The organism is Paenibacillus taichungensis, assembly GCF_047302525.1.
Taxonomy (GTDB): domain Bacteria; phylum Bacillota; class Bacilli; order Paenibacillales; family Paenibacillaceae; genus Paenibacillus; species Paenibacillus taichungensis_B.
This window is the reverse complement of sequence record NZ_CP168020.1, coordinates 4,331,376-4,344,599: the sequence shown is the minus strand read 5'-3', so window position 1 is coordinate 4,344,599 and position 13,224 is coordinate 4,331,376. Positions and strand designations below refer to the sequence as shown.

At 46.5% G+C, this 13,224-nt stretch carries 12 protein-coding genes; 10 read left to right on the top strand and 2 right to left on the bottom strand.

The window, feature by feature from the left end; translation table 11 throughout:
• Positions 1-60: 60 nt before the first annotated feature.
• Complete coding sequence (locus ACDJ58_RS19425) at positions 61-375, top strand: hypothetical protein (RefSeq protein WP_379441304.1); 315 nt, start codon at positions 61-63, stop codon at positions 373-375.
• 41 nt (positions 376-416) lie between these two features.
• On the opposite strand, the gene ACDJ58_RS19420 is transcribed toward ACDJ58_RS19425, so the two are convergent.
• Positions 417-1,235, bottom strand: coding sequence for an AraC family transcriptional regulator (locus ACDJ58_RS19420; protein ID WP_413372449.1), 819 nt, complete (start codon positions 1,233-1,235; stop codon positions 417-419).
• Between the two features lie 188 nt (positions 1,236-1,423).
• Here ACDJ58_RS19420 and ACDJ58_RS19415 point away from each other — a divergent pair, with 188 nt between their 5' ends.
• From ACDJ58_RS19415 to ACDJ58_RS19380, 8 genes are all read left to right on the top strand, one after another.
• Complete coding sequence (locus tag ACDJ58_RS19415; RefSeq protein WP_413372447.1) at positions 1,424-2,536, top strand: Gfo/Idh/MocA family protein; 1,113 nt, start codon at positions 1,424-1,426, stop codon at positions 2,534-2,536.
• Positions 2,537-2,563: 27 nt separating this feature from the next.
• On the top strand, positions 2,564-3,328 hold the full coding sequence (locus tag ACDJ58_RS19410; protein WP_413372446.1) for a sugar phosphate isomerase/epimerase family protein: 765 nt from the start codon (positions 2,564-2,566) through the stop codon (positions 3,326-3,328).
• Entirely contained in the window at positions 3,321-4,403 is a 1,083-nt protein-coding gene (locus ACDJ58_RS19405; RefSeq protein WP_274567693.1) for a Gfo/Idh/MocA family protein, read from the top strand. Before ACDJ58_RS19410 ends, ACDJ58_RS19405 begins: the two co-directional genes overlap by 8 nt.
• 180 nt (positions 4,404-4,583) lie before the next feature.
• Positions 4,584-5,552 carry a sugar phosphate isomerase/epimerase family protein gene (locus ACDJ58_RS19400; RefSeq protein ID WP_024631039.1) on the top strand — a complete coding sequence of 323 codons (969 nt, stop codon included), beginning with the start codon at positions 4,584-4,586 and terminating at the stop codon, positions 5,550-5,552.
• A 24-nt stretch (positions 5,553-5,576) separates the two neighbouring features.
• The gene (locus tag ACDJ58_RS19395; protein ID WP_091001546.1) at positions 5,577-6,305 is read left to right on the top strand and encodes a ThuA domain-containing protein; all 729 of its coding nucleotides are present in this window, start codon (positions 5,577-5,579) and stop codon (positions 6,303-6,305) included.
• A gap of 319 nt (positions 6,306-6,624) precedes the next feature.
• Entirely contained in the window at positions 6,625-6,921 is a 297-nt protein-coding gene (locus ACDJ58_RS19390) for a winged helix-turn-helix transcriptional regulator (RefSeq protein ID WP_148661829.1), read from the top strand.
• Between the two features lie 167 nt (positions 6,922-7,088).
• Positions 7,089-7,820: a hypothetical protein gene (locus tag ACDJ58_RS19385; protein WP_413372445.1), complete on the top strand. Its 732-nt coding sequence runs from the start codon at positions 7,089-7,091 to the stop codon at positions 7,818-7,820.
• A 197-nt stretch (positions 7,821-8,017) separates the two neighbouring features.
• Positions 8,018-8,731 (top strand): hypothetical protein, encoded by a 714-nt coding sequence (locus ACDJ58_RS19380; protein ID WP_063565665.1) that lies wholly within the window; start codon positions 8,018-8,020, stop codon positions 8,729-8,731.
• 78 nt (positions 8,732-8,809) lie between these two features.
• On the opposite strand, the gene ACDJ58_RS19375 is transcribed toward ACDJ58_RS19380, so the two are convergent.
• Positions 8,810-9,526 carry a Crp/Fnr family transcriptional regulator gene (locus tag ACDJ58_RS19375; protein WP_076291848.1) on the bottom strand — a complete coding sequence of 239 codons (717 nt, stop codon included), beginning with the start codon at positions 9,524-9,526 and terminating at the stop codon, positions 8,810-8,812.
• Between the two features lie 430 nt (positions 9,527-9,956).
• Between ACDJ58_RS19375 and adhE the strand changes: the two genes are divergently transcribed.
• A complete protein-coding gene (gene adhE, locus ACDJ58_RS19370; protein WP_413372444.1) occupies positions 9,957-12,569 on the top strand; it encodes a bifunctional acetaldehyde-CoA/alcohol dehydrogenase in 2,613 nt (870 codons plus the stop codon).
• Positions 12,570-13,224 lie beyond the last annotated feature (655 nt).

Genomic DNA, 13,224 nt, shown 5'->3' with positions numbered 1-13,224 from the left:
TGTAAATGAAGCCTTCCGCACCAATGATTCATTAAACGATATTGGAGGAAGAATAATACCATGGATGAATATGAAAAAGAACGGAACAAACAAATTGAGGAAGCTGTAATTGAGACGTATAAACAGGAAGAGGAAATGATGATTCTGGTATTTGCCCAGTGGTGTGTCAATCATGGACTGGATCCGGAAGAGATGTACCGGCAAGCCTACCCGGAACAACTGAGCAATGAGCGTTTGCAGCAGGTGCTGAAGCTAGTTGTATCCAAGGAGGAAGCCGGTGACATTCCTGACGACACTGTATTGGGTGTGCTATCCATGTTTGGTAATGAAGACCTGGCTATGGTTGTATCCGAGGCGATTGCCGCGCGCAAATAAGTTTCGGTTACGAATAATACGTATACGTATTAATGAAGCGATTACATCTGTTCCCGGTGAATGACGCGGAATTCTTTGGGCGACATGCCGAACCGGGAGCGGAATACCCGGTGGAAATACGTATAATTGTTAAAGCCGGAAGATTCGGCTACATGTTCAAGTGTCATTGGACTGAAAATGATCCGTTCCCTGGCCATGTTCAGTCGTACATCCAGTGTATATTGCATAATACTTTTACCGAACGCTTCTTTGAAGAGATGAACTCCCCGTGAGACACTGATTCCAATATGGGTAGCTATATCTTCAAGCTTGAATAGAGAAGAAGCGTTCTCCTCGATGTAACTTTTAATCTCATATGCCACATAGTTGGTATTGGTATTCGTCGGATGCTCCGAGAGCATACGATCCACTTCAAGACAAAGAATTCGCATATAATAACTGGCGATTTCAGGGTAAGGATTGGAAATACGGCGCTGCTCCAGTACGAGCTGTCGAAACAGGGTGAGCAGGCTTTCGGTTAGCTGCACCTTGATCCGGTTCGGCCGCTTGTGATGTTTCCACCACTCATCCACCCAGTCCCCATTGAAGAAAATATGGTAATCACCACTCTCCACAAGTCGTTCACCCATCGGATTTTGCTCTTTGTCTATTCTCAGTTCATACGGCTCATCTGGACTAAAAAGAAGCAGATCACCCGCATCAACAAGCGACATGGCGCCGTCTACACGAGCTCGGCAACGTCCGTCCGTCTGGAGCCTCATCAGGTAATTCTTTACTCCCTCAGGATGCAAGCCTATATAAGGTTTGCGATGAAACGAGAAGCCTGCTGTAAGAACCTGGCAGGAATAATCAGTCGGCATTGGCATACTCCTTGCAATTTGAAAATTATGACCAGATAGTTCATGTTTCGATCATATTATTCATTTTAATTGAAGCCGAAACGGAATACCATAGTATTAAATTCAAGTGCAACAATTAAGCGCAAAACCTTCAATTACAAATATGCAAGTTACAGGTTCTCACCACTCATAAGGAGATGAACACCACTGTGGAGAAAATGAAAGCGGGCATTATTGGTTGCGGTAACATTAGCGCCATTTATCTGGAAAATTTCAAAGATAATCCTCTCATTGAAGTGGTGGCTGTTGCGGATTTGATCCGTGAACGGGCACAAGAACGAGCTGATGAATTCAATATCGCAAACGTTTACAATGTAGATGAGTTGCTGCGAGATAACGAGATTGAGCTTGTGCTAAACCTCACGGTTCCTGGCAGTCATGCCATGACTGATCTGGCTGTGCTTGAAGCAGGCAAACATGTGTATGCCGAGAAACCACTGGCAATCTCTCTTGAGGATGGTCGCAAGGTAATTGAACTGGCTGAGGAAAAAGGGTTGTATGTCGGTTCAGCACCGGATACGTTCCTTGGATCGGGCATTCAGACTGCGCGCAAGGCCATTGAAGAAGGACAGATCGGCAAGCCGATTGCAGCAACTTCATTCTTTATGGGTGGAGGGCCGGAGGCTTGGCATCCGAATCCGGAGTTCTTTTATGTCGCTGGTGGCGGACCGATGTTCGATATGGGCCCTTACTATTTGACAGCTCTGATTACCCTCCTTGGACCGATTCGCAGAATTAGTTCCTCAGCAGGTGTACAGATCACAGATCGCGTTATTGGTTCCGGACCGAAGGAAGGTACACCTCTTGAGGTACAGACACCAACACATCTGGCAGGAACGATTGATTTTGAGGAAGGTGCCATTGCAACAATGATCACCAGCTTCGATATCCGGGGCGCTTCGGATTTGCCACGAATTGAAATTTACGGTACCGAAGGCACATTGAGTATACCGGACCCGAACTTTTTTAATGGGGAAGTGAAGCTGCGCAGATTCGGTCAGGACACATGGGAGACTGTGACGCCTGCTTTTGAAAGCAGACAGAACGAGCGTGGAATCGGCGTTACCGAAATGGTTGAATCCATTCGAGCCGGACGCGAACACAAGGCCAGCGGTAAGCTCGCCTACCATGTGCTTGAAGCTATGCATGCGTTCCAGCGCTCCTCGCTTGAGGGCAAACACATCCAGCTGGAGAGCACTTATCAAGCAGGAGCAGAAAACAATACAGATGAAAATCAGTCAGAGGCTGTACAGTCACACTAATTGATTTCGGATGAGGTGAACCGGTAAATGTTGAAGGTTGGATTACAGCTATATACGGTACGTGATGAACTGGAGCGCGATTTCAAAGGTACACTCGCCAAGGTTGCAGAGCTTGGATATCAAGGCGTAGAGTTCCACAACTTTTACGGGCATAGCCCGGAAGAAGTAAGGGCCATTCTGGATGAATTCGGTCTGGAGATCGTGGGTACCCATGTTCAGTACAATAGTCTGCTTGAGGATCTCGATGGCGTGATCGCTTATCACAAAGCCATCGGAAACAAAAACCTGATTGTCCCTTATCTGTCGGAAGAACAACGGCAATGGGATAACGTATTTGCTTCCCTGAATGAGATTGGTGAGAAATGTGCAGCGCAGGACATGGTGTTAATGTATCACAATCATGATTTTGAATTTACAGAGCAGGTTGAGGGTCAGCCGGCGTTATACGCGATGTATGATACCGTAACCGCTTCCCACCTGCAAGTGGAGCTGGATTCGTGTTGGGCTCACGCCGCAGGATACCCGCCAACTGAAGTCATCGCGAAGTATGCGGGACGTCTGCCACTGGTCCACTGGAAAGACATGCGTCGTTCAGAAGGTCAAGTCCTGACAGTGGAATTTGGCCAAGGCGAGGTAGATCTGGGGGCTGTAGCTACAGCGTCAGATCAGGCGGGAGCCGAGTGGCTTGTTGTGGAACAGGATGTATGTCAGAATCCTCCACTGCAAAGCATCGAGAGCAGTATGAACTGGATTAGAAAATATGCCGCTAATGGAGGACTTGTTCATGTCTAAAGTACTTAATATCGCCATCGTAGGTTGTGGCGGAATCGCCAAAGGTAAACATATGCCCAGCCTGTCCAAACAATCTCAGGGCCGTATGGTCGCTTTCTGTGACATTGTGAAAGAACGTGCGGAGGAGGCAGCAGCCGAATTCGGTGCTGAAGGAGCCAAAGTATATACGGATTATCACGAGATGCTGAAGGATGAGAGCATTGATGTGGTGCACGTGTGTACACCAAACGACTCCCATTCCGTGATTACGGTCGCTTCTCTTGAGGCGGGCAAACATGTAATGTGTGAAAAGCCAATGGCGAAGACGTCTGCACAAGCGCAGGCTATGCTGGAAGCCGCACAACGTACAGGCAAAAAGTTATCCATTGCGTATCAGAACCGATTCCGCAATGACAGCCAATACCTGAAACAAATGTGTGAAGAAGGCGAGCTGGGCGATATTTATTTTGGTAAGGCGATTGCACTTCGCCGCCGTGCTGTACCTACCTGGGGTGTGTTTCTTGATGAGGAAAAGCAGGGCGGAGGACCGTTGATTGATATCGGTACACATGCGCTGGACCTGACTCTTTGGCTGATGGATAATTACAAGCCGAAGAGTGTTATGGGCTCAACTTTCCACAAGCTGGGTCAACGTGAGAATGCGGCCAATGCTTTTGGTCCGTGGGACCCGGAACAATTCAAGGTAGAGGATTCTGCATTCGGCTTTGTGACGATGGAAAATGGGGCTACAATTATCATCGAGTCCAGCTGGGCGCTGAACGTAGCTGAGTTCGGCGAAGCGAAATCACTGCTTTGCGGAACAGAAGGTGGCGCGGATATGAAAGATGGTCTGCGTATCAATGGCGAGAAACGCAGCCGTCTGTTTGAAACTAAGGTAGATCTGGACGCAGGCGGGGTTGCTTTTTATTCCGGTAGTGCAGAAAATGAAGCGGATCGTGAAGCTAGAATGTGGCTTGAAGCGATCATTGAAGACAAAGATCCAGTTGTAAAACCTGAACAAGCCATCGTGGTTACTCAGATCCTTGAAGCAATCTACGAGTCTGCTCAGACAGGCAAAGCGGTTTATTTCGACTAAACCGACCGGATGTCATTTCCAATGAAATAACCAGTATTCTTACGTTTATTTTCAGGATAGAAAAGCTCTTGATTTTCCACAATAACGATACAATCATGTGATCTGAACGGTATATTTATGCAGTTCATGGTTCATAAAACCAGCAATTAATATGATATTTAATCTAGGGAGGAATCGCACTTGAAACTCGGCGTATTTTTGGTACTATTCGGAGGACGTAAATTGGAGGATGCACTCGACTATGTTGCATCCAAAGGCTTGAAAGCAGTAGAAATCGGAACTGGTGGACATCCAGGGAATGCTCATTGTAAACCGGATGAGCTTCTGAGTAATCCGACAGCATTGAAAAACTTCAAAAATGCAGTAGAATCACGTGGCCTGACTATCAGCGCATTGAGCTGCCACGGTAACCCGCTCCATCCACAAAAGGATATTGCGAAAGGATTCCACGATGATTTTGTTAAGACGGTAGAACTGGCTGAGAAACTGGAAGTGCCTGTTGTAAATACATTCTCCGGTTGTCCAGGAGACCATGAGGATGCCAAATATCCAAACTGGCCTGTTGCACCATGGCCGAATGACTTCCAAGAAGTTCTTAAATGGCAATGGGACAACAAAGTTATCCCTTACTGGACAGAGTGGGGCAAGTTCGCTGCAGATCACAATGTGAAAGTGGGACTGGAGCTGCACGGTGGATTCTCGGTGCATACACCAGCTACCTTGCTGAGACTGCGTGAAGCAGCAGGCGAAGTGATTGGCGCCAACCTTGACCCAAGCCACATGTGGTGGCAAGGTATTGATCCGGTACAAGCGATCCACATTTTGGGACGTGAAGGCGCGATTCATCACTTCCATGCGAAAGATACAACTATTGATCCAATTAACGTGAACAAATATGGTGTAACAGATATGCAGGATTATACAAACATGCTTGATCGTGCTTGGCAATTCCGCTCGGTCGGTTATGGTCACGATAACAAGACTTGGGCTGATATTATTAGCGCTCTGCGTCTGGTTGGATATGATTATGTCGTAAGTATTGAACACGAAGATGGTCTGATGTCGGTAGAAGAAGGATTCTCTAAAGCTGTGCAAAATCTCCAACAAGTATTGATTGAAGAGCCGCTGGGAGATATGTGGTGGGTTTAGAGTTACACTAGGGGGAAATTGAATATGATTAACGTCACCATTTGGAATGAATTTGTCCATGAGAAAATTCACGATGAAGTAAAAGAAGTCTACCCAGACGGTTTGCACATGGCGTTGGCAAACGGACTGGGAGGCGAAGGCTTTGCCATTCGCACTGCAACACTGGATCAGCCTGAGCATGGATTAAGTGATGAGGTGCTGAATTCTACAGATGTGCTTATATGGTGGGGACATATGGCGCATGATCGCGTGAGCGACGAGATTTCACAGAAGGTTGCACAGCGGGTCCTGGATGGTATGGGGTTGATTGTGCTGCACTCCGGTCACTTCTCCAAGCCATTCAAAGCGCTGATGGGCACAAGTTGTGATCTGAAATGGCGTGAAGCTAATGAGCAGGAGATTATCTGGTGTGTGAATCCATCCCATCCGATTGCCGAGGGCATCAATAGCAAGATTATTCTGGAAAAAGAAGAAATGTACGGGGAATTCTTCGATATTCCAGTGCCGGATGAGCTGGTGTTTGTAAGCAACTTCCAAGGCGGAGAGGTATTCCGGAGCGGATGTACGTTCCTCCGCGGTTCAGGCAAAATCTTCTATTTCCGTCCAGGTCATGAAACATACCCGACCTTCTACAATCCGGAAATTTTAAAAGTGATCAGCAATGGAGTGAAGTGGGCATATCCTACGCGCAACGTTAAGCCGGAATTTGGCTTCAGCGAACCTGTAAGATCACTTGGTAACGTGCTGGTTTAAGCTGCAAATTGGCTGTGTGAACGCATAAAATAAGCGATATACCAGAGAACCCTTCTCCAAGTCAAGTATGACTGTGGCAGATGGGTTCTTTTTGGGTAAGATAGCTACATGGGAGTTAGACGATATTTTCCCATGGTTCCGTTGTCCCATGTGATGTATACTGAGTTGTATCATCGAAGTTGAGTTATGCCTCTAAAATTTTAACTTTTTAGCGGCAGACGTTTTCTTTGAGACTTAAATATGTTATTATGAAATATACTAACTAAACGTAAGTTGGATCTCTAAAGAGGTGATTAATGTGGAAGGCCAAGATCTGCGGATGTGTCCGCGCTTTGAGACGGCGTTTTCTTTTCTGGGTAAGCGCTGGAACGGTCTGATTATTCAAACGTTGATGAGTGGTTCGAAGCGATTCAAGGATATCTCGAACCTGATTCCATCGATGAGTGATAAGATGTTGTCAGAACGGATGAAAGATCTGGAAAGCGAAGGAATTCTGATCCGTCATGTCTATCCGGAGACGCCAGTTCGTATTGAATATGAACTGACAGAGAAAGGCAAGGCGCTACAGCCCGTTATGAATCAAATTCAAGACTGGGCAGAGCAGTGGGTTGAGTAGTAACAGCTTCCCCGGCTCAAACTAAGTGAACTGATGGGATAAAGGCTCTTGATTTCCAGTGGAAATCAGGAGTTTTTGTCTTAAGGGTCCTGCACATGTTGTCGCGAGTTGTAGTATAATTGTAAATAAAATGGCCGCAGGCGGCCGGAGCGAGGAGGCCACTTGTCATGAGAGAAGAAAGCTTATCCCGTGAAGTACGCTACGGCAAGCAAGATATTGCAGAACTTGAGAGCGCATCCATCCAGGTACATTTAATCTACAAAAAAGCTGCGGAGCTATTTAAACGAACCTCATATTCCCCGTCGGTTAAGGATGATGTTGCAGGAGAGAAGACTCATTCCACGAATAGCAATGGTCAGGTAATGGCTCCGGCGGTACTGCAAAAATGGATTCAGACAGCAAGAGGCTGGAAATGTATTGGATGTGAACTGAGACAACCCGATTCCATCGGGGTTCAGGCCGAAGCCAACTTTCATGAAGAACGTGTGTATCTGGATGTGGGCGAAGGGCGTTTTGTTAAAGCGGAGATGCTGATTCAGGCGATTGTATGGTCACAATATGAGAAGATCCGCATGCTCGCGCCTTGGCTGGGTGATGACACCTTCTACACTGTACAGGAGCTGGATGTGATTGCCCGTTATATTGTACCTACCTATTTCTCTGAACGGCCGCTGCACGAGCAGGGCAAGGTATCCAAGGTACACCATTCATCTGGTCAAATTCCGCTCTACCAGGAATATGTGGATGCACCTTCGTTCTGTGTACAGGTGGACGGTGGATTACTTGAAGGGCGTTTGCTGACAGGCGTTTATGTGTCGGAGGAACAGTTCTTTGGGCTCAACCCGTATCTGAAGGATGGAGACGGAGGCCGTACCTACATGCAGGCTTGTGTTCAGTAACCATGCTACTCAATAGACCTTAATGATAATTAGGAGCCAAAGGGCCTGCTTGCAGGCTCTTTGTGTTGTACAAACCAGTTATGGACGCTGCTGGATGAAAAGTAACGGCATTGACACTTTTTTTGCATGAATTTTGTGCCATAATAGAGGTTATGGACAACAGGGTGAATGATTTTACGCAGGGTGGTGTTACCTACATGAAGAAGAGAATCCCCGGTTACATAGGTATATGTCTGCTTATTCTGGTTATATTAGCCGGGTGTAGTGAGACACAGCCTTCCGAACAGCCAATCGTCAAAGAGACCGAATCGCAGAATACTATTACTGTGGCAGTGGATGGTAGCACTTTTTTGCCTGACGCAACGAAGTCCATTAAGAGAGATTTTAGTGAAGGTCTGACGCTCAAGAAAGCACTATTGAACAGTGGACTTGTCGATTTTACAGCAGATGGCAAGCGGATCCAATCCGTGGGGGAAGTTTCTCTGGACTCCTCACTTAGCTGGGCGGTCAAACTGAATGGCAAGGATATTGACCCGGAAAATTGGGACATGGAGCTTCATGTCAAAGATGAAGTGATCATATATGTAAAAGCCGCTGACAGTGGGGGAGACGATGTTGTTTACCAAACAACATTACTCAAGGTGAGCGGTGGAAATATTATGCCAAATCTCAATCGTCAATATGCCGGGGTGTATGTACAGGAATGTACTGTGCGTGATGTATTGAAGTCCAGTGGGATTGTAAGAATGTCGGAGAACAACAAATTCGTTGTTTCCGTTGAAAATGTAATTCCCCGGATGAACCAACGCTGGATGATTATGGTGAATGACAAGGAACTGATGGAAAACGGTTTGGACATGAAGTTGAATCCACGTGATGCAGTAAAGCTCGAGTTGACTACTGTATCTTAAATAATAAAAGCCCAATCTTCATTACAGAAGATGGGCTTTTTCATTTGCATTTTAAGTGATTACAAGACTGGGAAAGCGTCAGATTCGGCAAATCTCGTTAGGACACAATTCGCAGTGGCAGATGCCCTGCAGCATGTGCAGATCCTTGATGACAATCATGCCGTTATCGTATTCAATGGCGTCTTTTTTACGCAGATCGCTTAACATTCGGTTGACACTTTCACGGGTCGCTCCAATCATATTGGACAGATCCGTGTGCGTTATTTTTTTATGAATCATGACATGCTCTCCATGAGGCTCGCCATAGGAATTGGACAATCGAATTAACGTGGAGCAGAGTGCGCCTGGTTTGCCATATAACATCAGATCACGGAATTTGGTCTGGGTCAAACGGTGATGGATACCCATCCATTTCATAAAGTCGATCGCAAAGTCACAATGTTGGCAGATCAGCATCTCCAGGTCTTTATGCTCCAGTACACCGATTTCACTATCCTCCAGCACTTCCGCCGAAAAGCTGTGTTTCGATCCGAAGAACGGATCAGCCTGCCCAATCATATCACCGGATTGATACATGTACATGATCAGTTCCTTGCCTTCATCCGTGGATTTGGTGATCTGGGCACGGCCTCGTTTCATATAATAAAGTTTGTCTGAGACATCTCCTTCCCAATACAGATGGGTTCCCTCCGGATAGGTTCTGTCCTTCATCGTTACGAGCAGATGGTTGAAATTCGCTTCCGAGAAACAGTTGGTATTTCCGCGTTTTTCCAGTACACTTAGTTGTTCTCTCATAAGTCTATCTCCCCTTTGTGTCCATCGGACGGCCTTCTGCAGCTTGGACTGGCCCCCGTGGTTCGCCGCAAACCGTTGCCGTCCTGATCAGGGTCATCTCTCGGCCGGGAAGGACGGTACAAATTGCGGTGGTTCAATTTTTAAGTTCAGTATATACCTTATCTTGCCGTTTGAGGGGCGTGGAAAGGGGGCAAAAATGGCGAAATTTCAAACATTGTGATTAAATTCACTTTCAAAAGGGGAGGATGAATCTGACAGCCCTATATTTTAAATAGGAAGTGTAAATGGCTAAGTGAGGGACATTAAAAAACTTAAATTAAATTTGTTATACTTTGTGAAAAAAATCACATAATTAACTCTTTCCCCATGGTACGATGTGAATGTAAAGAAGAGAGACAAACCAATACGAACCTTTAGGAGGATGAGGGAGATGGCTGTAAAGAACGAAGTCGCCCCAGTAAAAGAACCGACAGCAGGTCAGTATATTCAAACGTTAATTGACAAAGCGAATAAAGCACATGCAGCATTCATGTCCATGGATCAGAAACAGATTGACCGCATCGTGCAAGCGATGGCGCTGGCAGGTCTGGACAAACATATGATGCTCGCCAAGATGGCCGTAGAAGAAACAGGCCGGGGTGTGTATGAGGATAAAATCACCAAAAATATATTTGCAACAGAATATGTATATCATAGCATCAAATATGATAAAACAGTAGGTGTTATTGAAGATAATGAGTACGAAAGCTTCCAGAAAATTGCGGAGCCTGTCGGTATCATCATGGGGATTACCCCTGTAACGAATCCGACATCCACCACGATGTTCAAAGCACTGATTTCCATCAAAACGCGTAACCCAATCATCTTCGGTTTCCACCCATCTGCACAGAACTGTAGCCGGGAAGCTGCCAAAATCCTGCTTGATGCTGCAGTGAAACATGGTGCTCCAGCGGATTGTATCCAGTGGATTGATGATCCTTCCATGGATCGCACGAACGCACTGATGAATCATAACGATGTGGCGCTCATTCTGGCAACAGGCGGATCAGGCATGGTGCGGGCCGCTTACAGCTGTGGTAAACCGGCACTGGGCGTAGGGCCAGGGAACGTACCTTGCTTTATTGAGAAAAGTGCAGATATCAACCAAGCAGTAACGGATCTGATTTTGTCCAAATCGTTCGATAACGGCATGATTTGTGCTTCCGAGCAAGCAGTCATCATCGAAGAACCGATCTTCGATCAGGTGAAAAAGAAAATGATCGCGAACGGCTGTTACTTCGTCAACAAGGATGAGGCAGCCAAACTGACCGCAGGTGCGATTAACGCTGAGAAATGTGCGGTGAACCCGGCAATTGTTGGTCAATCTGCAGTCAGCATTGCGCAAATGTGCGGTATCGAGGTCCCTGCTGGTACCAAAATTCTCGTAGCCGAGATTGAAGGGGTAGGTACAAAATTCCCGTTGTCGGCTGAAAAACTAAGCCCGGTACTGGCTTGTTACAAAGTGAAAACGGCAGCTGAAGGGATTGAGCGTGCAGCAGAAGTGGTTGCTTTTGGCGGCATGGGTCACTCCTCCGTTATTCATTCGACGAACGAAGAAGTCATTGGCAAATTCGCAGATCGCCTGCAAACCGGACGGATTATCGTGAATTCGCCATCCACACACGGCGCTATCGGTGACATCTACAACACCAACATGCCGTCACTGACATTGGGCTGCGGATCGTATGGACGTAACTCGACTTCTTCCAACGTAACCGCTGTAAACTTAATCAACGTGAAAAGGGTGGCTCGCCGTACCGTGAATATGCAGTGGTTCAAAGTGCCGAACAAAGTCTATTTCGAAAAAGGTGCAACACAGTATCTTGCCAAAATGCCGGACATCACACGCGTAGCCATTATTACAGATGCGATGATGGTCAAACTCGGTTATGTGGAAAAAGTAGAGCACTATCTGCGTCAACGCCAAATGCCGGTAGCCATTGAAGTGTTCTCTGATGTAGAACCCGATCCGTCCACAACAACGGTAGACCGCGGTACGGAAATGATGCGCCGCTTCCAGCCAGACTGCATTATCGCACTGGGCGGGGGTTCACCGATGGATGCTGCCAAAGCGATGTGGTTATTCTACGAATATCCGGACACAGACTTTAACGACTTGAAGCAAAAATTCATGGATATCCGCAAACGGATCTACAAATATCCACGTCTCGGCGTGAAAGCGAAATTCGTAGCCATCCCGACAACTTCGGGCACAGGTTCGGAAGTAACATCGTTCGCAGTTATTACAGATAAAAATCAAGGCAATACGAAATATCCACTGGCAGACTACGAGCTGACACCAGACGTAGCGATCGTTGACCCAGAGTTTGTATACACTCTGCCTAAAACGGCTGTCGCAGACACAGGCATGGACGTATTGACTCACGCCATCGAAGCGTATGTATCCGTTATGGCGAATGATTACACGGATGGTCTGGCGATCAAAGCGATTCAACTGGTATTCCAATACCTCGAGCAATCGGCGCTGCAAGGTGACAAATTGGCTCGAGAGAAAATGCATAACGCTTCGACGATTGCCGGTATGGCTTTTGCCAACGCATTCCTGGGCATTAACCACAGCTTGGCACATAAATGGGGCGGTCAGTACCACACCGCACATGGACGTACCAATGCGATCCTGATGCCGCACGTCATTCGCTACAATGCGAAAAAACCGACCAAGTTTGCATCGTTCCCGAAATATTCGCACTTTGTTGCAGATGAGCGTTATGCCGAAATTGCCCGCATTCTGGGATTGCCTGCACGTACGACAGAAGAAGGGGTTACTAGCCTCATCAATGCCATTCGCAAACTGAACAAAACATTGGGTATTGAAGAGTCGTTCCAGGAAATCGGATTCGATGCCAAAGACTTTGAGGCACATGTCGATTATCTGGCAGACCGTGCATTCGAGGACCAATGTACAACAGCTAATCCAAAACTGCCGCTGGTGACTGAGCTGGCAGACGTGTATCGCAATGCATTCTACGGCAAGTTTGAATAACAACTAAAGCAACAGCAGGATTTAGGCAGATATAGTCAGGGTTCCCCGTGAGGGGAGCCCCGATTGCCGTCCTTCCTGTAAAAAAAGGTATAACGGAATCCTTGCAGTAGCCGTTTGAACCAGGTATTTACACAATAACGGAGAGGGCAGAAAAATTGGAGTAGGGAAGCATCCACGTTTTAAGTGTTATTCCATTTTCGCATTTCAAGTGTTATTCAATTAATTTAAGTTAGGGTCAATAGGTTCAGGGTTCACCCAGATGGAAAGGCCCAGTTACCTTTTTTAAAAGAGGTTACACGGAATCCGTGATGTTACTTTTGGAACCAAGTATTCACACAATAACGGAGGGGGCAGAAAAAACTGAAGAAGCGAAGCGTTCGCCTTTATCCCCGTATTTTACCCTTTAAAAAATAGAATCAAAAAATCCGGGGATAACAGCGATCGGAAGTTGTTCTGTCCGCGCAGTGGCTAAATGTGAATAGTTATAAGGTTCACTTTGACACAGCAAAGGTGAAGTGAGGATGGTCACAAACTTTGTGATAAAAATCACAGATGATGAAAGAGCGAAGACGTATACTGAAAATGTAAGAAAAACATTCATCCGCGGTTCCGGTTCCCAAGTAGAGAGAACATGTTCCGGCTTACATGTGAAATT

Coding starts and splice junctions, on each gene's coding strand:
- ACDJ58_RS19425 (WP_379441304.1), top strand. CDS start 61: ATGGATGAATATGAAAAAGAACGGAACAAACAAATTGAGGAAGCTGTA.
- ACDJ58_RS19420 (WP_413372449.1), bottom strand. CDS start 1,235: ATGCCGACTGATTATTCCTGCCAGGTTCTTACAGCAGGCTTCTCGTTT.
- ACDJ58_RS19410 (WP_413372446.1), top strand. CDS start 2,564: ATGTTGAAGGTTGGATTACAGCTATATACGGTACGTGATGAACTGGAG.
- ACDJ58_RS19405 (WP_274567693.1), top strand. CDS start 3,321: ATGTCTAAAGTACTTAATATCGCCATCGTAGGTTGTGGCGGAATCGCC.
- ACDJ58_RS19395 (WP_091001546.1), top strand. CDS start 5,577: ATGATTAACGTCACCATTTGGAATGAATTTGTCCATGAGAAAATTCAC.
- ACDJ58_RS19390 (WP_148661829.1), top strand. CDS start 6,625: ATGTGTCCGCGCTTTGAGACGGCGTTTTCTTTTCTGGGTAAGCGCTGG.
- ACDJ58_RS19385 (WP_413372445.1), top strand. CDS start 7,089: ATGAGAGAAGAAAGCTTATCCCGTGAAGTACGCTACGGCAAGCAAGAT.
- ACDJ58_RS19380 (WP_063565665.1), top strand. CDS start 8,018: ATGAAGAAGAGAATCCCCGGTTACATAGGTATATGTCTGCTTATTCTG.
- ACDJ58_RS19375 (WP_076291848.1), bottom strand. CDS start 9,526: ATGAGAGAACAACTAAGTGTACTGGAAAAACGCGGAAATACCAACTGT.
- adhE (WP_413372444.1), top strand. CDS start 9,957: ATGGCTGTAAAGAACGAAGTCGCCCCAGTAAAAGAACCGACAGCAGGT.